Here is a 21,869-nt window from a genome sequence, read left to right as displayed (position 1 = left end):
CGTTTAACGTGGACGGATGGCCCTAGTCATCACGATCCTCGTCCTCCTGCTCGTGGTCGCCCTGTCCGGCGCCATCGTCCGCATCCTGCCTGTCCGGCTTCCCCTCCCGATCTTGCAGATCGCGCTGGGCGCCTTGCTCGCCCGCCCGTTCGGCATGGACGTGGAATTCGATCACGAACTGTTCTTCCTGCTGTTCATTCCGCCCCTGCTGTTTGCCGATGGCTGGCGTATCCCCAAGCGCGAATTGTTTCTACTGCGCGGGCCCATCCTGGCGCTCGCCGTGGGGCTGGTCTTCTTCACGATCCTGGGGGTGGGCTACTTCGTCCACTGGATGATTCCGACCGTACCGCTGGCCGTGGCCTTCGCCCTGGCAGCCGTGCTCTCTCCCACCGATGCCGTGGCGGTCACCTCGATCACCGGTGCGACCCCGATTCCCTCGCGGCTGATGCACGTCTTGTCGGGCGAGGCGCTGCTCAACGATGCCTCCGGACTGGTCGCCCTGCAGTTCGCCGTGGCGGCCGAGGTCACGGGCAGGTTCTCCCTGGCCAGGGCATCGACGGACTTCGCGGTGATGGCCCTGGGCGGCATCCTCGCCGGCGTGCTGGTCAGCTACACCTTCGGCATCTTCCGACGGCGGCTGGTTCGCTGGAGCGGCGAGGTGGATCCGGCCAGCCAGGTGGCCTTGCTCCTGCTTCTTCCCTTCGCGGCGTACCTGCTTGCCGAGCACTTCGGTGTCTCCGGCATTCTCGCCGCCGTGGCCGCCGGCATGACGATGAACTACACCGATGTCCTGAAGGGTGGCTACGTCGCCACGCGCATGCAGAACGGTGCGGTGTGGTCGATGGTGGAGTTCACGTTCAACGGCCTGATCTTCCTTCTGCTTGGCCTGCAGCTGCCGGGGATCATCGATGGTGCCAAGGGCGATCTGGCGCAGGCCGGTGGTGGTGAACTCTGGTACCTGCTCGCCTACGTCTTCGCGATCACCCTGGTCCTGGTCATCCTGCGCTTCATCTGGGTCTGGGTGTCGCTGCGCTTTGTCCTGATGCGTGCCCTGCATCGCGGCGAAAAGCGCCCGAAGGTAGGCACGCGCATGGTCTGGACCTCGGCTCTTGCCGGGGTCCGCGGCGCGATAACGATGGCCGGCGTGCTGTCGCTTCCCTTGATGAAGAGTGAGGGCGTTCCGTTTCCCGTGCGGCACCTGATGATCCTGCTGGCGAGCGGCGTGATTCTTTGTACGCTGGTGATCGGCGCGATCGGCTTGCCGCTGGCCGTCAAGGGGCTGAAGATCCCGGGCGAGGATCCGCGCGTGCGTGAAGAACGCAAGGCGCGCGCCCTTTCGGCCGAGGCGGCCTTGCGCGGTATCGCCGATGAGCAGCAACGCGTCGACGAGAGCGGCGACGTCAACGCGATTGCGCTGGCCTCGCGCGTGGCCTCACGCGTCATGGCCGACTACCAGCAGCGTCTCGAAGCGGCCGGCGAAGCGGGGGATGTACCGGAGAAGGCACGCGCGGAAGCAGGCACGGAGCGTGTCATGCGCCTGGCCGCGCTGCGCGCCGAGCGTCGTGAGTTGTACAACCTTCGTCGCAGTCATGAGATCAACGACGATACGTTGCGTACGTTGGTGCACGAGATCGATCTTGCCGAAGCGTCGTTGACGGGTCTGCATTCGGGGTAGGAGCCGATTCATCGGCGAAGGGTGCTCGCCTCAAAGCCCAAAAAATGCCTCGGTCGTCCGTACGCTCGCCTCGGTCAATGCTTCCTTCGATTCTCCCCGATCACGCGCCACCTCATCACGAATGTGCGCGAGATACATCGGCTCGTTACGCCGATCCTTCGGCATGGGGCGTACGGTCCTCGGCAGCAGGTAGGGCGCGTCGGTCTCGAGCATCAGCCGGTTGGCCGGTATCAGCCTGACCAGTTCACGCAGATGCACACCGCGACGCTCGTCGCATATCCATCCGGTGATGCCGATGTGGCAATCCAGGTCGAGATAGTCGCGCAGTGCCTCTTCGGTGTCCGTGAAGCAATGCACGACCACGGCGGGAACGCGGTCGCGATAGCGCTTCAGGATGGCGAGGAAGTCGTGGTGCGCGTCACGCTGGTGCAGGAACAGCGGCTTGCCCACGTCGGCGGCGATCTCCAGCTGCCGTTCGAAAACGACTCTCTGGATATCGCGCGGTGAGTAGTTGCGGTTGTAGTCCAGCCCGGTCTCGCCGACCGCACGGACCTCCGGCTCGCGGGCCAGTTGCCGGATGACGGCATCGGTCGCGTCGTCGTAGTCGACGGCATGGTGCGGATGGACGCCAGCCGTCGCGTAGAGGCGACCCTTGCTCCCCCGGGCCAGTTCGAACGCGTGCTCGCTTCCCTCACGCGAGGCGCCCGTGACGACCATTCTGCCGACGCCATGCGCGGTGGCGCGAGCGAGCACATCGTCAAGATCTTGACGAAAGGATTCGTGGGTCAGGTTGGCGCCGATATCGATCAAGTCCATGATTTCTTTCGCTTTGGGACAGGGGTTTGAACGTGACAGCCAAGCGTTATTGATACGCAAGACCATGAATTAAAACATCAAACGACAGTCTGAACGTGCCAATGCGGGTTTTCCCGCATCGGCCGTTTGGCCATCAAAAAGTTATCGTCAAAATATTGACGTTCGTATTTTCCTACTGCTAGGTTCCAGAGACGGACGTCAAGAAGACGACGCTCAGGGAGCACTCAGATGGATCTCAATGTACGGGCAGGGACGCACGCAAGAGGCGTCAAAGGGAAGGCGGCCGGCAACCGGTCGTCGGCAGGCAGTACCACGGGCAAGGGGACATGCAGATGGTAAACCGCAACGCCGCGAGGGTGCTCGTCGCACCGCCGAACCTGGGCTTCACCGCGCCATAACCGTTTTCGGATTTTGCGTTGAGGGGAACGTCGAATCCTTCAAGTGTTTGCGCCGGCGAGGGGGCCTTCGTCGGCTGGCGTGCAGGGAGGGGTCCCGGCGCCGCACTAGGGAGGTATGCGTAATGACTTCACGAACACTGGCACAGGCCATCGGCCTCGTGCTGACGGGCATGCTTATGGTGGGAGCGGCCCAGGCCGCCGACACACCGCAAAACCAGGCCACGCCGAAAGTCCGCGCGGTTCAGGCAGGGCAGCAGGTCGCCATCGATCCGGTGACCGGAGCGATTCGCGCGCCGACCGATGCGGAGCGGGCCGCCTATTCCAAGGCGTTCCAGGCGCGGCAGAGCCGGGTGTCCTCGCTCTCCACGCAACCGCGCACCAATGCCGACGCGAAACAGACGATCCGCAAGGTCAACCTTTCCAGCGGCGGCAAAGCCACCGGAATGCGCCTGCCCCAGGAGCGGATGAGCAGCGTCGTCGCCACACGTGCGGCGGACGGTTCCATCAGCATCCACCATGACGATCACGGCGCCCAGGTCGCGCCCAAGGCACCGGAGGTGACACGATGATCCGCCGCGGCCTTCTCTATTCAGCCCTTCTCGCAGCCGGTCTGTTTGGCGCCATGAGCGCCAGCGCCGCCGAGATCAAGATCGTCAACCAGGACATCGGCACCGGCCAGGGTCTCGACGACCACACCCCGGCCACACCCGTGGGAGGCAATCCAGGCACGACCTTCGGTCAACAGGCGCTCAACGTCTTCCAGTTCGCGGCGGACATCCACGGCGCGTACCTGAAGAGCAACATCACCATCGTCAACAACGCCACCTTCGAGCCGCTCGAATGCGATGCGACCGGCGGTGTGCTCGGTTCTTCCGGTCCGTTGGAAGTGTTCACTTTCGATCCCACCAGCCTTCCCGCGGGCGCCAAGGCAAACATCTGGTACACCGTGGCAGAGGCCAATTCATTGGCTAACCAGGATCTGAGCCCGGCCGAAGCCGACATCCAGAGCCAGTTCAACGGCGCACTGGGTCAGCCCGGTTGTATCGAAGGTTCGAAGTGGTACATGGGTCTGGATCACCAGGTACCGGCCGGCCAGATCGATTTCCTCAACGTCGTGTTGCACGAGATGTCGCATGGCCTTGGTTTCCTGGACCTCACGGACCTCAGCACTGGCGAGGACTTCCCGGGCGGCCCGGGCTCGTTCCCGAACATCTACGGTTTCTTCGTCAAACATAACGGCACGTTGTGGGACGACCTGACCCCGGCTCAGCGCGTGACGGCCGCCCTCGACGATGGCCATCTTGCGTTCTCCGGTGCGACCGTCATTGCCGAGGCGCCTCTGGCCCTGGGTCAGCCCGACGTGTACCGCGTGACCGCCCCGGCTGCTGCCGCCGGCGATTACCTGTATGCCCAGGCCAGCTTCGGTCCGACGGCCACCGCGGCGAACTTCTCCGGTGCCGTGGTGCAGGCCACGCCGAACGACGGTTGCGCCGCCATCACCAACGCCTCCGCCATTGCCGGCAAGACGGCCCTGATCGATCGCGGTACCTGCGACTTCGCCACCAAGGCGCTCAACGCCCAGGCGGCCGGTGCCAGCGCCGTGTTGCTCGCAAACAACCAGCCTGCCGCAGTGACGCCGGGTGGCACACCCACGTCGCCGGTGAACATCCCAGTGATCCTGGTGAGCCAGACCGACGGCAACACGCTGAAGGCCAACCTCGCCGGTCTCACCGGCACCGTCGGTAAGGGCACCGGTCTGTCCGGAACGAACGCGGACGGTGTGCTCATCTATGCGCCGGCCGTGCTCTCGCCGGGGTCGTCGTTCTCGCACTACGACACACGCCTGACGCCGAACGCGATCATGGAATACGCCATCAGCCAGGATCTGCGAGGGGAAATCGACCTCGACCTGGGGCCGGCGCTGTTCCAGGACATCGGCTGGGGCATCGACCGCAGCAACCAGTTGCTGCTCACCTGCGACACCGGCATTCCGAAGCTCGTGCCGGGCGGCATGATCATCGGTGCCAACGTGATCGCCAACGCGAAGATCCTCGCCGCCAACGCCGCCGACGTCGGCACCTATCGTGCGGGCGTCAGAGCGTACGAGGCGCAGCTTGCCGCCGCCGGCTTGATCACCGCCGGCCAGGCGTCGAGCCTCAACGCGTGCCTGTCCGACGCGGAGACGGCGAAGCAGTACGCCGCATTCGGTCCGCCGCCGGCACCGCCGGCGATCGTGCTCGCCAACAACATCGCGCTGAACAACCAGAAGGGTGCAGCCAGTGCGACGACGGCGTACCAGCTCACGGTACCGGCCAACGCGAAGACGCTGACCCTGCGCACCTACGGTGGCTCGGGTGACGTGTCGATCTCGGTGACCGATCCGAAGGGTGTGGTGAAGGCACAGCCGAATCGTCCGGGTAACAGTGAGCCGTTCACGGCCACCAAACCGGCGGCCGGCGTGTGGACGCTGACCGTGAAGGGTGAGAAGGCGTACTCCGGCGTGAGTGTGCTGGGCGCGTACACGCTCTGACGCATGACCTGGAAGAGGCCCCGGTTCGCCGGGGCCTCGACCTTCGTGGGGGCCCGCGTCGCGGGCAGGGGAACTGACACAACGTTTGGACGGCCGGACGGCGCTTGCCTTCCTGTCTTCGGAATATCTCGTCCGCCGCGGTCGCGACGGACTGGCGATGGGCCGCGCGCCGCGCGCCCGCGCATCGATCGCTAACAAGCGGACATCTGGGAGGAAGGTTCACGTGAATACCATCTACAGCAAGGTCTGGAACAAATCGCTCGGCATCCTGGTCGTGGCGTCGGAGCTGGCACGCGCGAATGGAAAGGGTGGTGCCTCCCGACGCCTGCGCGCCGCGATGGCCGCGCTTCCACTGGCAGCCGGCGTGATGCTGGCGCTGGGTAGCGCGCCCGCTCAGGCAGGCAACGTATGCGGTGGCTATCTGCTCGGTATCCAGGGCAAGGCGCCGGTCGCCAAGGGCGACGATGCCTTTGCCTGCGGTACCTCGAGCAAGGCTGCCGGCAACTACAGCACGGCGGTCGGCACGGCAGCGAACAGCAGCGGCGATTACAGCGTCGCACTCGGACAAAATGCCCAGTCGTCCGGCGCGTGGTCGACGGCGCTGGGCCAGAACGCCCGCGCCACCGGCACGGACAGCGTTGCGATCGGCGAATCCTCATTTGCCAGCGGATCGGCCAGTTCCGCCTTCGGCACGGACGCGAGCGCCACGGCGAAGAACTCCGTCGCCCTCGGCGATGGATCGGTCGCCAATCGCGCCAACACGGTGTCGATCGGCAAGGTCAACGAAGAACGTCAGTTGGTGAACGTCGCCGATGGCACGCAGTCCACCGATGCGGTCAACAAGCGGCAGCTTGATAAGGTCTCGACGTCGGTGAGCGGTGTCTCGACGCGGGTCGATACGCTGTCGACGCGTGTCGATGGTGTATCGACGCGCGTTGACCAGCTCGCCGACGACACCCGTGATGCTGCACATTACTTCAAGGCGAACGGGCTGAAAGACGGTTCCGATGACGCGCAAGCCACGGGTCAGTACGCGACGGCATCCGGCTCCGGTGCTTTTGCCGGCGCCGATGGCGCCACGGCGACCGGTAGTGGATCGGTAGCGACCGGTACGAACGCTACGGCGAATGGCTACGGCAGCGTCGCTTCGGGGCAGAACAGCGCGGCGTACGGTGCGGGTGCGCAGGCGAATGGTCCGGGTAGCGTCGCCGTCGGCGGTGTCGCGGTCGACGCGTCCGGCAATCCCTTGATCACGAATGGCGGGGTGCCCGTGGACACCGGTGCAACCAGCGCGGGAGTTGGCGGAACCGCCGTTGGTGCCAGTGCACAGGCGGGGGGATTCGCAGCATCGTCGTTCGGCGTTGGCGCGTATGCGAGCGGTGCACAATCGACCGCGGTCGGCGCGGTAGCCAACGCGCTCGGTGACTTCTCGACCGCCAGTGGTTCGCAGGCGACGGCGGCGGGTGACCAATCCGTCGCCAACGGGTTTGGCTCGACGGCGTACAGCGCGGGATCGACCGCGATCGGTGCGGGCGCAAGCGCCTCCGGCGAGGGTAGTGTGGCGATCGGCAATTTTGCTGAAACCGGTTTCGGTCTGTTTGGCCTGGAGAGTGCGAACGCCGTCGCCGTCGGCACGAACAGCTGGGCGCTGGGCAATAACGCGACGGCGCTCGGTGCGAACGCCTGGGCGCTGGGTGAGAACTCGATAGCACTGGGCGCCGATTCGACGGCGGACCGAGATAACACTGTTTCGGTGGGTTCGGCGGGTCATAAACGTCAGATCGCGAATGTCGCCGCAGGCACCGAAGCCACCGACGCGGTAAACAAAGGCCAGCTCGATGCCGTAGCCGGCGGGGTCAGCGACGCGAGTCACTACTTCAAGGCGAACGGGCTCAGCGACGGAAGCGACGATGCGCAGGCGATCGGCCAGTACGCGACGGCTTCCGGCTCCGGTGCCTTTGCCGGTGCCGATGGCGCCACGGCAACCGGCAGCGGTGCAGTGGCGACCGCCACGAATGCGACGGCGAATGGCTTCGGTAGCGTCGCCACGGGTCAGAACAGCGCGGCCTATGGTGCGGGTGCGCAGGCCAACGGCCCGGGTAGTGTCGCGGTCGGCGGCGTGGCCGTGGACGAAGACGGCAATCCGTTGATCACGAACGGCGGTGTGCCGGTCGACACCGGCGCGACCAGCGCGGGCGTGGGCGGTACGGCGGTGGGCGCCAGCTCGCAGGCGAGCGGCTTTGCGGCCTCTTCGTTCGGCGTCGGTGCGTATGCGAGTGGCGCGCAGGCGACAGCCGTCGGTGCGGTCGCCAATGCGACCGGTGCGCTGTCGACAGCCGTCGGTACGCAGAGTGCAGCCACCGGCGCAAGCAGCGTCTCGGTCGGTGAAAGCGCACAGGCCACGGGTGATGAAAGTGTCGCGGTCGGTGGAAGCACCTTCTTCGGCTTCATTCCCGCACAAGCGACGGGTACGGGGGCATCCGCCTTCGGCGCAGGCGCATGGGCGACCAACGACTACGCGACGGCGCTCGGTTGGAACAGCTGGGCCGACGGCCTGAGCAGTACGGCCATCGGCGAATCGGCGCTTGCAGGTGCGGCGAATTCCGTCGCGCTCGGTGCAAGCTCGTACACCGATCGTGCAAACACCGTCTCGGTGGGTGATGTCGGTAGTGAGCGGCAGATCACGAATGTCGCGGCGGGCACCGAAGATACCGATGCGGTCAACAAGGGTCAGCTCGATTCGTCGGTGAGTGGCGCGACGCGCTATTTCAAGGCGAACGGTTTGAACGACGGTTCCGATGATGCGCAGGCGACGGGCCAGTTCGCTACCGCGTCGGGTTCGGGTGCTTTCGCTGGCGCCGACGGCGCCACGGCAACCGGCAGCGGTGCAGTGGCGACCGGCACGAATGCGACGGCGAATGGCTACGGTAGCGTCGCGACGGGTCAGAGCAGCGCGGCCTATGGTGCCGGTGCGCAAGCGAACGGACCGGGTAGTGTCGCCGTCGGCGGTGTCGCTGTGGACGAAGACGGCAATCCGCTGATCACCAATGGCGGCGTGCCGGTCGACACCGGCGCGACCAGCGCGGGCGTGGGCGGTACGGCGGTGGGCGCCAGCTCGCAGGCGAGCGGCTTTGCGGCTTCTTCGTTCGGCGTCGGTGCGTATGCGAGTGGTGCGCAGGCCACGGCAGTGGGCGCGGTTGCGAATGCGACCGGTGCGCTGTCGACAGCCGTCGGCACGCAGAGTGCGGCCACCGGCGCAAGCAGCGTCTCGGTCGGTGAAAGCGCACAGGCGACGGGTGATGAAAGTGTTGCCGTGGGTGGCAGCACGTTCTTCGGCTTCATTCCGGCGCAGGCCACCGGTCTCGGAGCGTCGGCTTTTGGTGCCGGCGCCTGGGCAACCAATGATTACGCGACGGCGCTCGGCTGGAACAGCTGGGCCGATGGCGCGAGCAGCACGGCGATCGGTGAGTCGTCTTATGCGTCCGCAGCCAATTCTGTTGCGCTGGGTGCGAGTTCGCTGGCCGATCGGGCGAACACCGTCTCGGTAGGTGCGGCAGGAAGTGAAAGGCAGATCACCAACGTCGCCGCCGGTACGCAGGACACCGATGCGGTGAACAAGGGCCAGCTCGATAGTTCGGTGAGCGGAGCGACACGCTACTTCAAGGCGAATGGACTTAACGACGGTTCCGACGACGCGCAGGCAATCGGTCAATACGCTACGGCTTCGGGTTCCGGTGCTTTCGCTGGTGCTGACGGCGCCACGGCAACCGGAAGCGGTGCGGTGGCGAGCGGCACGAACGCGACGGCGAATGGCTACGGTAGCGTAGCGACGGGCCAGAACAGCGCCGCCTATGGCGCCGGTGCCCAGGCCAACGGCCCGGGTAGTGTCGCGGTCGGCGGTGTCGCTGTGGACGAAGACGGCAATCCGTTGATCACGAACGGCGGTGTGCCGGTCGATACCGGCGCGACCAGCGCGGGTGTGGGCGGAACGGCGGTCGGTGCGAGTGCACAGGCCGGTGGTTTTGCCGCGTCCTCGTTCGGTGTCGGTGCGTATGCGAGTGGTGCGCAGGCGACGGCGGTCGGCGCGGTGGCGAATGCCACTGGCGCTCTCTCGACGGCAGTTGGTACGCAGAGTGCAGCGACCGGTGCGAGCAGCGTGTCGGTCGGTGAAAGCGCGCAGGCTACCGGTGATGAAAGTGTCGCCGTGGGTGGCAGCACGTTCTTCGGTTTCATCCCCGCCCAGGCGACCGGTCTCGGCGCGTCCGCCTTCGGTGCAGGTGCGTGGGCGACCAACGACTACGCCACGGCGCTCGGCTGGAACAGCTGGGCCGATGGCGCGAGCAGCACGGCGATTGGTGAGTCGTCCTATGCGTCCGCAGCCAATTCGGTGGCACTCGGCGCCAGTTCGTTGGCAGATCGGGCGAACAGTGTGTCGGTCGGTTCGGTAGGTAGCGAACGGCAGATCACGAATGTCGCGGCGGGCACGGAAGATACCGATGCAGTGAACAAGGGTCAGCTCGATTCGTCGGTGAGCGGGGCGACGCGCTATTTCAAAGCCAATGGATTGAACGACGGTTCCGATGATGCACAGGCGACGGGCCAGTACGCGACGGCGTCCGGCTCGGGTGCTTTCGCTGGTGCGGATGGCGCCACGGCGACCGGCAGCGGTGCGGTGGCGAGCGGCACGAACGCGACGGCGAATGGCTACGGTAGCGTCGCCACGGGCCAGAACAGCGCCGCCTATGGCGCCGGTGCCCAGGCCAACGGCCCGGGTAGTGTCGCGGTCGGCGGCGTGGCCGTGGACGAAGACGGCAATCCGTTGATCACCAATGGCGGTGTGCCGGTCGACACCGGCGCGACCAGCGCGGGCGTGGGCGGTACGGCGGTGGGCGCGAGTGCACAGGCCGGTGGTTTCGCCGCTTCCTCGTTCGGCGTCGGTGCCTACGCAAGCGGCGCCCAGGCCACCGCGGTTGGTGCCGTCGCCAATGCGACGGGCGCTCTGTCGACCGCGGTCGGTACGCAGAGTGCGGCGACCGGCGCAAGCAGCGTGTCGGTTGGCGAAAGCGCGCAAGCCACGGGCGATGAAAGTGTCGCGGTCGGTGGGAGCACGTTCTTCGGTTTCATCCCCGCCCAGGCGACCGGTCTCGGCGCGTCCGCCTTCGGTGCAGGTGCCTGGGCGACCAGCGACTACGCCACGGCACTCGGCTGGAACAGCTGGGCCGATGGCGCGAGCAGCACGGCGATTGGTGAGTCGTCCTATGCGTCCGCAGCCAATTCGGTGGCACTCGGCGCCAGTTCGTTGGCCGATCGGGCGAACAGTGTGTCGGTCGGTTCGGCAGGTAGCGAGCGGCAGATCACGAATGTCGCCGCTGGCACGGAAGATACCGATGCAGTGAACAAGGGTCAGCTCGATTCGTCGGTGAGCGGGGCAACGCGCTATTTCAAAGCCAATGGATTGAACGACGGTTCCGATGATGCACAGGCGACGGGCCAGTACGCGACGGCGTCCGGCTCGGGTGCTTTCGCTGGTGCCGACGGCGCCACGGCAACCGGCAGCGGTGCGGTCGCGACAGGGACGAATGCGACGGCGAATGGCTTCGGTAGCGTCGCCACAGGCCAGAACAGCGCCGCCTATGGCGCCGGTGCCCAGGCCAACGGCCCGGGTAGTGTCGCGGTCGGCGGCGTGGCCGTGGACGAAGACGGCAATCCTTTGATCTCCGACAATAACGGCAATCCCATCGACACAGGCGCGACCAGTGCAGCTGTCGGCGGCACGGCCGTCGGCGCGAGCGCGCAGGCAGGCGGGTTCGCGGCGACCTCGGTCGGCGTGGGCGCCTATGCCAGCGGCGCGCAGTCGACCGCCCTGGGCGCCGTCGCCAATGCCACCGGCGATTATTCGACCGCCGTGGGTACATCGACGACGGCTTCGGGTGCGGGTTCCGTTGCGGTCGGTGGGCCGAGCAACTTGCCCGGCGTCGGTCTCATCTATACCGGTGCGACGGGCGACAGTGCCGCCGCCTTCGGTGCGGGTGCCCAGGCCACGGCGGACTACGCGACGGCACTCGGTGGCGTGGCTGCTGCCGAGGGTGTTGGCAGTACGGCGCTGGGCTACTTTGCCTATGCGCCGGGTGGAAACGCGACCGCGCTGGGTATCAATAGCTGGGCATCCGGTGCCAGCAGTGTCGCGGTGGGTGACTTCTCGACGGCCTTCGGCGCGAACGGTGTCGCCATCGGCGCCAATAGCACGGTGCAGAGCGCCGCCCCCAACAGCGTCGCCCTGGGCTCGAACTCGCTTGCCACCCGCGCCAATACCGTGTCGGTGGGTGACCGCGGTAGCGAGCGGCAGATCACCAATGTCGCGGCGGGCGTGCAGGGTACGGATGCCGTCAACGTGCAGCAGCTGAATACGCTGTCCGACAGTGTGAGCAGCGCCAGCCACTACGTCTCGGCGACGGGCGCGGCCGACGGCTCGGACGATGCGAGTGCTACGGGCCAACTGGCCATCGCGACGGGCGCAGGAAGCAGCGCGAGCGGCGATCTCTCTACCGCCAACGGTGCCTTCGCCACGGCGAGCAAGGAGTCGTCGACGGCGATCGGTGCCGCGGCCAACGCCGGTGCGGCGGGTGCCACGGCCATCGGCGACAGTGCCAGGGCCCTGGGCGTCAATTCGGTCGCCCTCGGCAATGGATCGCTTGCGACCCGGGCTAACACGGTGTCGGTGGGCAGCGCGGCGAACAACCGCCAGATCACCAACGTGGCCGCTGGTACGCAGACCACGGACGCGGTCAACCTCGGCCAGTTGAATACGGCACTGTCGGGTGCCTTCGCGGGGACCTCGAATGCCGCCGGCAACGCCGTAGCGATGGCCCTCGGTGGTGGCGCGACGATGGGTGCCAATGGCTTCGTCGGTCCGGTCTATCGGGTGCAGGGTGGCTCGTACGGCACGGTCGGCGACGCGGTCGGCGCCCTGGACGGCGCCCTGACCTCGTTGAACAGCCGTGTCGGCAATCTGGAGTCGAAGTCGACGGGTGGGACCGGCACGGGGACGACGCCGATTCGCCGCAACGACGTCGCGGCGACGTCCGCTTCGACGAGTACGCAGGGAGTGATGGCGGCAGCTGTCACACCGGCTGTCACGTCGGCCGCCGTCGCACCTGTCGCCGCTGCGGCGCCGGTGACGGCACAGGCCGTGGTTCCCGGAACGGGCAACGGCATCGCGATCGGCACGGGTAGCTACGCCAAGGACCCGACCGACATTGCCGTGGGTAATAACGCCAGCGTGGGTGCCGACAACGGCACGGCGGTCGGCAACGGTGCGACGGTGACGGCGGCGGCGACCAACAGCGTGGCCCTCGGCGCCGGCTCGGTGGCCGACCAGGCCAATACGGTCTCGGTGGGTGCGGTGGGCGCCGAACGGCGCATCACCAACGTCGCCGCGGGCACGGCGGGCACGGATGCCGCCAACGTCAGCCAGGTGGATCAGGCGGTAGCCACCGCCAAGACCTACGCGGACCAGGGCGACGCGGCCACCCTGAACAGCGCCAAGCAGTACACCGACCAGAAGTTCGGCGATGTCGTGAGTGGCGGTGCCTTCGATGAGTACAAGCGCGAGGTCGATCACCGCTTCAGCAACCTCAACGACCGCCTGAACAAGGTGGGCGCCATGGGCGCGGCGATGTCGCAGATGGCCTTCAGCACGCAGAGCGTCAACGGCGACAACCGGCTCGGCGTGGGCGTCGGCGGCTACAAGGGGCAGGGTGCGATGTCGGTCGGTTTCTCGCGCAGCCTCAGTCCCAAGGCGGCCCTGACCTTCGGTGCCGCGATCAGCGGCGGTGAGACTTCGGGAGGCGTTGGCGTAGGCATCGGCTGGTAATCAGCCCAGCGAAATCCTACGGGTACGCCCGTAGGGCGCGGAAGCCGGCGGCGACGCCGGCTTCCTCTTGTTGCGCCACGTCGCGGAACACGGGATTCACGGTCGCCGTCGACGCACGGTATGTGCTACCAATAGCGGCCCGCGCGGTCAGGAACGATCGCGTGGATCGACCGCTTTAACGGACCGTGAGGAAGGCATGTCTGCGATGACTGAGCATAGGGATATGCTGACCGGTGAACCCGGAGAAGCTCAGGTCTGCGCGCACCTGGTGGCGCACGGCCGCCTTAAGGACACCGACCTCGCGCGGGCCCGGCGCCTGCACGACGAGACGCCGGAGGGCACCCTTACCTCGCTGATGGCCCGTCTGGGCCTGGTATCGGAGCGAGATCTGGCCGACGCCTGGGCCGAACTGCTCGGCCTGACCCTGCTGGCGGCCAAGGATGCCCCGGACCTTCCGCCCGCGGACATCGAACTGTCGGTACGCTTTCTCAAGCAGTACCACGTCACGCCCGTGCGTGAAGGCGAGGACGGCCTGGCCCTGCTGGTTGCCGACCCGGCTGATCCTTACCCGCTGCAGGCGGTGAGGCTGGCCACGGGTCGCGACCTGCCGCTGCGCGTCGGGCTGCGTTCGGAAATCGACGGCCTGATCGAGCGCTACTACGGCCAGGGCCGCTCGGCCATGGGCAGCATCGTCGAAAGCCTCGATGGCAACGCCACCGAGGAGGATGACGTCGAGCACCTGCGCGACCTCGCATCGGAAGCGCCGGTGATCCGCCTGGTCAACCTGATTCTCCAGCGTGCCGTGGAACAACGGGCGTCGGACGTGCATATCGAGCCCTTTGAGAACCGCCTCAAGGTGCGCTATCGCATCGACGGCGTGCTGCATGAAGTCGAAGCGCCGCCGTCGAGTTCCACGGCCGCTGTCATCTCTCGCGTCAAGATCATGGCCCGCCTCAACATCGCCGAGCGGCGGCTGCCCCAGGACGGTCGCATCCAGTTGCGCGTTCAGGGCAAGGAGCTGGACCTGCGCGTGTCCACGGTGCCGACGAGCTTCGGCGAGTCGGTGGTGATGCGTATCCTGGATCGTGAGTCGATCGTTTTCGATTTCGCCTCGCTGGGCTTCACCGACAACTTCCGCGACCGCTTCGTCGAGGTGCTCGACCGCCCGCACGGCATCCTGCTGGTGACCGGGCCGACCGGCTCGGGCAAGACGACCACGCTATATACCGCGCTGTCGCAGATCAACACACCCGACGTGAAGATCATCACGGTCGAAGACCCGGTCGAATACCAGATCGAGGGCATCAACCAGATCCAGGTGAAGCCGCAGATCGGCCTCGATTTCACCGGTGCGCTGCGCTCCATCGTCCGCCAGGATCCGGACGTCATCATGATCGGCGAAATGCGCGATCTGGAAACCTGCCGCATCGCGATCCAGTCCGCCCTGACGGGACATCTGGTGCTGTCCACGCTGCATACCAACAGCGCTTCCGGCGGTATCACGCGCCTGCTCGACATGGGCGTGGAAGATTACCTGCTCGGCTCGACGGTGAACGGCATCCTCGCCCAGCGACTGGTGCGCCGCCTGGATCCGGAAACGGCGATTCCCTACGAGGCGCTGCCCGAGGTCGTCGAGCAGTTCGAACTGCACAAATACACCGACGAGCGGCCGATCCGCCTGTGGAAGCCCGGTACCAGTGCGACCAATCCGACCGGATACCGCGGCCGCCGCGCCATCATGGAATTCCTGGTGATGAGCGATCCGCTCCGTCGCCTGGTGATGCAGCGATCCGACGCCGGCGAAATCGAGCGACTCGCGCGCGCCGAAGGTATGCGCACGATGTACGAAGATGGCCTGGCCAAAGCGGTGGCGGGCGTCACGACGATTGAAGAAGTCCTTCGCGTCACCCAGGAATCCTAGGCCCTGCCATGAGCCAGTTCCGTTATCGAGCTATCAGCGCCGCCGGCGAAGCGCTCACCGGCCGGATGGAAGCCGCGTCGGTGGAAGACGTGGTCGCACGCCTGCAGGACCAGGGCCATACGCCACTGGAAGCAGCGCCCGCCGAGGGCGCCGCGAGCGGCGGCGGCTTCGCGGCGCTGTTCCGCAAAGGCGTTTTCACCGGCGATCAGCTGGCCCAGTTCACGCACCAGCTCGCGACCCTGCTCAGCGCTGGCCAGCCGCTGGATCGCGCGCTGGGCATCCTGCTCGATCTGCCCGAAGGCGAACGGGCGAAAAACCTCGTTGAGCGCGTACGCGATCGGGTCCGTGGTGGCACCACGCTGTCGACGGCGCTGGACGAAGAGAACGGTGTTTTTCCGCGCCTGTACGTCAGCCTCGTCCGAGCCGGTGAAGCGGGTGGTTCGCTCGACGAGACGCTACGCCGACTCGCCGATTACCTGGAGCGGGCGCAAGCCCTGCGCGGCAGCATCATCAATGCGTTGATCTATCCTGCCTTCCTCATGGTCGGCGTGCTCGGCTCGCTGGTGTTGCTGCTCGCTTACGTCGTGCCGCAGTTCGTGCCGATCTTCGCCGACATGCAGGTGCCGATCCCGCTCATTACCAAGGTGGTTCTGGCGCTTGGTACGGTCATCAGCGATTGGTGGTGGGCGGTCGGGATCGCGTTGTTCATCCTGGGTATTTTCATTCGCCTGCGCCTTCGCGATCCCGACGCCAGGTTGGCCTTCCACGCACGCCTGCTGACCATGCGGGTCTCCGGGCCACTGCTGCTCAAGGTGGAAACGGCACGCATCGCGCGCACCCTGGGCACACTACTGAAGAACGGCGTACCCCTGCTTTCGTCGCTGGCCATTGCCCGGCAGGTGACCGGTAACCGGGCGCTCGACCTTGCGCTGGAACAGGCGGCGGAACGCGTCAAGGGGGGCGCCGGCCTCGGCAGCTCGCTCTCACAGACCGAGCGCTTTCCCCGCCTTGCCTTGCAGATGATCCAGGTCGGCGAGGAAGCCGGCGCGCTGGACACCATGCTTCTCAAGGTCGCCGATACGTTCGACATCGAAGCCAAGCGGGCCATCGATCGCCTGCTCGCAGCCCTGGTGCCGGCACTCACCATCGTTATGACCGTCATGGTCGCCTTCATCATGGCGGCGATCCTGCTGCCGCTTCTCAGCCTCACCAGCAATATCAACTGACCGTATTCGTTCCAAGGAGCTCTGCCATGCGCGTGACACGTACGCTTCGACCCCGCCAATCCCGCGGCTTTACGCTGCTCGAAATGCTCGCCGTCATCGTCCTGATCGGCATCATCGGCGCCATCGTCGTGACCCAGGTCGGCAAGAACGTCGACAAGGGCAAGTACGGCGCGGGCAAGGCACAGCTGGTCACTCTCGGCCAGAAGGTCGAAAACTACGCACTCGACAATGGCGCCCCGCCGCACGAGTTGGGCGACCTCGTTGCCAAGCCGGGCGACGCGCAGAACTGGCAGGGCCCGTATGCGAAGGAATCGGACCTGAAGGATCCGTGGGGCCATGCCTTCGGTTATCGCTACCCCGGTGAACACGGCAGCTTCGACCTGGTGTTCTACGGCCAGGACGGCAAGGCCGGCGGCGACGGCTATTCCGCCGACGTCGGCAACTGGCAGTAAGCGACCTGCACGGCCATGCATACGCGCGGATTCACGCTGTTCGAAATGCTGGCCGTGATCCTGCTGATCGCGATCGCGGCGGCGGCGGTCTCGATTCCGATTACCCAGGGTCTCGCCAGCGCGCGCGTCAACGCCGCGAGTGGCGAGCTGGCCGCTGCATTGCGCTGGACGCGCGCGCAGTCGATCGTCAAGGGCGAAAGCCTGGCCCTCGAAGTAGATACCTCGTCCTCGTCCTATAAACCGCCAGGCAAGTCGGTCGTCGCCTTGCCCAAGGACATGCGCGTCGCAATCACCAGTGCACGCGAGGACCAGGCCAACGCGACCACGGGTCGTATTCGCTTCTTTCCCGATGGCAGTTCGACGGGTGGCCGGGTCACGCTGACGCGCGGAACCCGCGAGTGGCACGTCAACGTGGCATGGCTGACCGGCGCGGTCAGTGTGGTGGATTCGAAGTGACGCGCCCCGGTCACCAACGTGGTTTCAGCCTGCTCGAGATCATCGCCGCCATCGCCATCCTCGCCATCGCGTTCGCCGCGCTCATGCAGGTTGCAGGCAGTTCGATGAGCCTCACGGCCCGTGCCAACGAGCGCACCCAGGCGGCGCTGCGTGCACGCACGCTGCTCGATGGCGCTTTCGTCATGGAGCCGTTGCGCGAGGGCGATAGCGACGGGCGCTTCGACGATATTTATCGCTGGCACATGAACGTGACCCGCTATGTCACGCCAGACGCGAAACCCCCGACGGACGGAGTCGTCGCCAGCCGCGTGTATCGACTGGACCTGGACGTCATGTGGGGAGCGGACGACAACTTGCGTCATGCGCGGTTCTCCACGCTGCGCATGGGCGGCGCGAACACGGATGGTTCGCCATGAGGCGCACGAACGGCTTCAGCCTGATGGAAGTACTCGCGGCGCTGGCCTTGCTGTCGCTCGTGCTGCTCGGCGTGTATTCGGGCATCAGCACGGCGTCGCGAATCGTGCGCAGCGGCGACCAGGCGATCGAACGCATGGACGAGATCCGCTCCGCGCAGGGCTTCCTTCGCAGCGAACTGGCTCAGGCGCTCGCCGTGCCCTTCGATGAGACGGACGATGGCGAGCCCATCGTGTTCTCCGGTACGTCGCGTACCCTGCGGTATGTCGCGCCCATGCCGGGCTATCTTTCAAAACTGGGGCCGCAGCTGCAGACGGTCGCCCTGGTCGACGACGGCCGCCAGAGCCTTCGCCTCGAAGTGACGCTGGCGATGCTGCCACCGGACGGCGGCGCGCCGCAGCCGATCGGGGAGCCCCAGGTGCTGCTTCGCGGCATCCGCAAAGGGTCCCTCTCCTATCGCGGCATGGACGACCAGAATCGACCCGGCGACTGGCAGGACAGCTGGGACGATGGCCGGCGAACACCGTCGCTGGTCCGTGTCGAGCTCGAGGTGGGCGGCAACGTGGTGTTCCCCACCCTGGTCGCGCCGATCCGCATCGACGCATCGGCCTCGCGCAATGGTCTTTCCCTGACGCGTGGCACACGCGGGCAGGTGATCCGATGAAGCGTGCACGTACACGCGGCGTCGCTCTGCTCATCGTCCTCTGGGGCTGCACGCTGCTGGCCATCATGTTGGGCGGCTTTGCCGCGCTGGCGCGAACCGAAGGCTTGCAGGCGCGCTACCAGTTCGCGCAGACGCGTGCGCATTACGCCGCGGAGGCGGGTATGGTCCGCGCCATCGAGGGTTTGCAAACGACCGACCCCGACGCACGCTGGATCGCTGACGGGCGACCCTACGTGTTCGTGTTTGACGACGCCACCGTCAACATCACCGTGGTGGACGAAGACGGCAAGGTGGATCTCAATGCCGCCTCCGATCAGGTACTGACCGGTTTGTTCAAGGCCGCCGGTGCCAACGACGATAAGGCGAAAAGCTTGTCCGCGGCCATCCAGGACTGGCGCCGCCCCGGAGACGCCGCTTCGCCCAACGGCGCGAAGAAGCCCCAGTACGACGCTGCGGGCCTCGGTTACGGTCCACGAAACGGCCCGTTTGCCACGGTCGAGGAAGCGCGGATGGTGCTCGGCATGGACCCGGCGATCTGGACCGCTGTCGCACCGGTGCTGACCATCTGGTCGGGCCGCGAGCGACCGAATACGGAACACGCACAGCCACTCGCGCTGGCGTCGATACCCGGCCTGGGCGACGCCGGTGCCGCGGCGATCCTGGCGACCCGCGGCCAGGCCAATGGCGCTTCGGTCGCCGGCGGCAACGGTGTCACGCACACGATACGTGCGGAGGCCATCCTTGACGACGGGACCCGTAGTTTCCTTACATCGACCATCCGACTACGTGGGATAAGATCCGGTAATCAGCCCTACGCGATACTGCGTTGGCGCGAAGGAGATGTTGAATGACCGCTTTGCAGGACGCCTCCCAACTCCAGCTCGACCGCCTGCGCCGTGCCTGGCGTGGCAGCGCGCTGCCGGGCTTTCTGCGCTGGTGGGGTGGCGAGTTGTCGGCGCTGCTGCCCGTCCGCTGGCGACAGGCCTTCGCTGGCGGCGAGCGCTGGTACGTCCTCGAACGCGGCGAAGGTGCGTGGCAACTCCGGCGAGCGGGCGAGAGCCTGTCCATCGCGGATGCCTACGACACCGACACCGTCGACCATCGCGCTGCCCTGCTGGCGCGTGCCCTGGGCGAGTGTGATCCTGCCGATCGCCGTATCGCCCTGCTCATGCCGGCGGCCCAGGTGCTCCGACGTCGTCTGGTACTCCCGGTCGCCGCCCGCGACAACCTGCGCCAGGTCGTCGGCTACGACATCGACCGACAGACGCCCTTCCGCGCCGAAGACATCCACTTCGGCGTACGCGAGTTGGGGGAGGGCGGCCCCGAGGGGCGTTTCGTCGCCGAACTCGCGGCCACACCGCGGGCTTCCCTCGATCCCTTGCTCGACGAACTCACGGCGCTCCGGGTCGCACCGGACCGCGTCGATGTGCCGCTCGGCTACCAGCTGGCCGGCGTGGACCTCTTGCCGCCGACGCGCGCGCCACGACGGGTCGATCGTCGTCGTCGCCTGAATCTCGCGCTCGTCGCCGCCATCGTGCTTCTGCTGCTCGGCGCCATGGCAGCCTGGCTGCACAACCGCCAGGTCGCGCTGGATACCATGCGCGCCGATGTCGAGGCCATGCAGTCCGACGCACAGCGGGTCAAGGCGCTGCGTCAGCGGCTGATGGACAGCGCCGGCGCCTCGGGCTTTCTCGTGCGTCGCAAGAGTGAATCGCCGTCGATTCTGCCCGTCCTCGATGAACTCACTCATCGCCTGCCCGACGACACCTGGCTCGAGCGCTTCACGCTCAATGCCACCGGTCAGATCGGCTTCCAGGGTCAGAGTCCGCAGGCCGCCCGCCTCATCGACGCACTGAAGGGCGCTCGCAGCATCGGCGAGCCGAGCTTCCAGGGCACCATCCAGGCTGATCCCACGTCCGGCAAGGAACGCTTTTATATGCAGGCGAAGGCACTGATGCCGAAGCCCGATGCGGCGGCGCCTGCAAAGGCGACGAGCGCTCCGGCACCCGCGTCCGCATCGACGAAGGCGGCTGCCGTCTCCACCGCGCCGAAGGAGGACGCCCGTGCGCATGAAGCCCGCTGAGTCCCGCGTTGCCGCGATCGTGCTGCTGGTCGTCGCTGTCGCCATCGGCTATGTCGCGCTGGTCCACTGGTGGTTCGTGGCCCCGCAGCTGACGATTGCCGCGGACATGGACGACCTGCGCGATACGCAGCGCCGCTACGCCGCCGCTATCGCGGAGCGCCCCCAACTGGAGAAACGCCTGGCCACGCTGGAGCAGGGCCAGACACGGAGCGATGCCTTCCTCGCCGGTGACGACACGAACGCCGCCGCCGCAGGCCTCATGCAACGCATCGTCGATGTCGCGGCCGCGCACAAGGAAGATGGCGCCTGCGACGTCGTACAGAAGATGCCCGTGCCGAGCCAGGAGAAGGCAGGCGATCCTTACCGGAAGGTCACCGTGAACATCAGCCTGCGGTGCCAGATGCAGCCGATGACAGCCGTCCTCCACGATATCGAGGACGAGACGCCTTACCTCTTCATCGAAGACTTCAGTATCTATCGCAATCCGGTAGCCGCGCGATCCGGTGCCGCCGCACCGATGGAAGTGCAGTTCACCGTGTCCGGATACATTCATGCCGCGCGCGCGGCAAAGGCGGCCACATGAATGCCGCCGGTCAACGTCGACTGACCCCGATCCTGGCCATCGTCGCGCTCGCGCTGGCATGTACCGCGGCCTCGTTCGTCATGGGCATCGGGCAGGGCGTGCGCTGGGACGATCCGGCGGCGCCGGAAGCCTTGCCGCCACTGCGAGCCGCGGTGATGCCACCGACGTCACCGTTGAACCGCTATGCGGAGGTTTGGCAACGGCCTCTCTTCATGGCCGATCGCAAGCCGCCGGCCGTCGCGGACACTGACGACTCGTCGAGCAACATCGGTGATCTCGAACTCACGGGCATCATCATGACCTCGGGCCTGCGCATGGCCTTGCTGCGAGATCGCGGCAAGGACATGACGGTGCGCGTCAAGGAAGGTTCGCCGCTGGCTGATGGACACTGGACGCTGGCCTCGCTCACCCCTCGTAGCGCCATCTTCGACAATGGCGGCGAACGCCGCGAGCTGACGTTGAAGGTCGCGGCGCCCGAAGCCTTGACGAAGGATGCCTCGCGAGGCGGTGCACCGGCGCCGGGACAGCCTTCGCAACCACCGCGCAACGCGCCGGCGCCTTCGGGCGGTGGCGTGCACGTGGAGCAGGTCTCCGGCACCGGCATGACTGGCCCCGCGTTGCCGCGACCTCCCGCCGCGGCGGCGCGCGATACGCCGCCGAGGCAGGACGACAGCGCGCTTCAGCAGGCCAGGATCGAAGCGTTGAAACAAGCAGTACAGAAGCGCCGCATGGAGCAACAACAACAGCGGCAGCAAGCGCAGGACTCGCAGTAGGGCGC

The 21,869-nt window shown here is 66.6% G+C and carries 15 protein-coding genes; 14 read left to right on the top strand and 1 reads right to left on the bottom strand.

The genetic code is table 11. The features are described from left to right. Positions 1–16: 16 nt before the first annotated feature. Positions 17–1,675 (top strand): Na+/H+ antiporter, encoded by a 1,659-nt coding sequence (locus tag BJI69_RS05185; RefSeq protein WP_046966920.1) that lies wholly within the window; start codon positions 17–19, stop codon positions 1,673–1,675. Positions 1,676–1,705: 30 nt separating this feature from the next. On the opposite strand, the gene BJI69_RS05180 is transcribed toward BJI69_RS05185, so the two are convergent. Further along, entirely contained in the window at positions 1,706–2,491 is a 786-nt protein-coding gene (locus BJI69_RS05180) for a TatD family hydrolase (protein ID WP_046966919.1), read from the bottom strand. A gap of 520 nt (positions 2,492–3,011) precedes the next feature. Here BJI69_RS05180 and BJI69_RS05175 point away from each other — a divergent pair. The 13 genes from BJI69_RS05175 to BJI69_RS05115 all read left to right on the top strand — a co-directional run bounded on the left by BJI69_RS05175 (position 3,012) and on the right by BJI69_RS05115 (position 21,864). Continuing rightward, positions 3,012–3,458: a post-PEP-CTERM-1 domain-containing protein gene (locus tag BJI69_RS05175; RefSeq protein WP_052767087.1), complete on the top strand. Its 447-nt coding sequence runs from the start codon at positions 3,012–3,014 to the stop codon at positions 3,456–3,458. Further along, positions 3,455–5,419 carry a PA domain-containing protein gene (locus tag BJI69_RS05170; protein WP_052767086.1) on the top strand — a complete coding sequence of 655 codons (1,965 nt, stop codon included), beginning with the start codon at positions 3,455–3,457 and terminating at the stop codon, positions 5,417–5,419. The genes BJI69_RS05175 and BJI69_RS05170 overlap by 4 nt, the downstream gene beginning before the upstream one ends. A 223-nt stretch (positions 5,420–5,642) precedes the next feature. Further along, positions 5,643–13,292, top strand: a complete 7,650-nt coding sequence (locus tag BJI69_RS05165) for an ESPR-type extended signal peptide-containing protein (RefSeq protein ID WP_071924882.1) — start codon at positions 5,643–5,645, stop codon at positions 13,290–13,292. 205 nt (positions 13,293–13,497) lie between these two features. Beyond that, on the top strand, positions 13,498–15,213 hold the full coding sequence (gene gspE / locus BJI69_RS05160; protein WP_244465231.1) for a type II secretion system ATPase GspE: 1,716 nt from the start codon (positions 13,498–13,500) through the stop codon (positions 15,211–15,213). 8 nt (positions 15,214–15,221) lie between these two features. Further along, the gene (gene gspF / locus BJI69_RS05155; RefSeq protein ID WP_046966916.1) at positions 15,222–16,439 is read left to right on the top strand and encodes a type II secretion system inner membrane protein GspF; all 1,218 of its coding nucleotides are present in this window, start codon (positions 15,222–15,224) and stop codon (positions 16,437–16,439) included. 83 nt (positions 16,440–16,522) lie between these two features. Continuing rightward, positions 16,523–16,891: a type II secretion system protein GspG gene (locus BJI69_RS05150; RefSeq protein ID WP_046966931.1), complete on the top strand. Its 369-nt coding sequence runs from the start codon at positions 16,523–16,525 to the stop codon at positions 16,889–16,891. 15 nt (positions 16,892–16,906) lie between these two features. Next, on the top strand, positions 16,907–17,347 hold the full coding sequence (locus BJI69_RS05145) for a GspH/FimT family protein (RefSeq protein ID WP_046966915.1): 441 nt from the start codon (positions 16,907–16,909) through the stop codon (positions 17,345–17,347). Further along, the gene (locus BJI69_RS05140; protein ID WP_244465230.1) at positions 17,344–17,763 is read left to right on the top strand and encodes a prepilin-type N-terminal cleavage/methylation domain-containing protein; all 420 of its coding nucleotides are present in this window, start codon (positions 17,344–17,346) and stop codon (positions 17,761–17,763) included. Before BJI69_RS05145 ends, BJI69_RS05140 begins: the two co-directional genes overlap by 4 nt. Then, positions 17,760–18,425: a prepilin-type N-terminal cleavage/methylation domain-containing protein gene (locus BJI69_RS05135; protein ID WP_046966913.1), complete on the top strand. Its 666-nt coding sequence runs from the start codon at positions 17,760–17,762 to the stop codon at positions 18,423–18,425. The genes BJI69_RS05140 and BJI69_RS05135 overlap by 4 nt, the downstream gene beginning before the upstream one ends. Next, complete coding sequence (locus BJI69_RS05130) at positions 18,422–19,276, top strand: type II secretion system minor pseudopilin (protein ID WP_046966912.1); 855 nt, start codon at positions 18,422–18,424, stop codon at positions 19,274–19,276. Before BJI69_RS05135 ends, BJI69_RS05130 begins: the two co-directional genes overlap by 4 nt. Further along, positions 19,273–20,508, top strand: coding sequence for a PilN domain-containing protein (locus BJI69_RS05125; RefSeq protein WP_071924880.1), 1,236 nt, complete (start codon positions 19,273–19,275; stop codon positions 20,506–20,508). Before BJI69_RS05130 ends, BJI69_RS05125 begins: the two co-directional genes overlap by 4 nt. Continuing rightward, positions 20,495–21,091, top strand: coding sequence for a type II secretion system protein GspM (gene gspM / locus BJI69_RS05120; protein WP_046966929.1), 597 nt, complete (start codon positions 20,495–20,497; stop codon positions 21,089–21,091). The genes BJI69_RS05125 and gspM overlap by 14 nt, the downstream gene beginning before the upstream one ends. Then, complete coding sequence (locus BJI69_RS05115) at positions 21,088–21,864, top strand: hypothetical protein (protein ID WP_046966911.1); 777 nt, start codon at positions 21,088–21,090, stop codon at positions 21,862–21,864. The genes gspM and BJI69_RS05115 overlap by 4 nt, the downstream gene beginning before the upstream one ends. Positions 21,865–21,869 lie beyond the last annotated feature (5 nt).

Origin of the sequence: Luteibacter rhizovicinus DSM 16549, from assembly GCF_001887595.1 — a bacterium.
GTDB classification, from domain to species: Bacteria; Pseudomonadota; Gammaproteobacteria; order Xanthomonadales; family Rhodanobacteraceae; genus Luteibacter; species Luteibacter rhizovicinus.
Note: the sequence above shows the minus strand (reverse complement) of the source record. Positions and strands in the feature narration are given on the sequence as shown.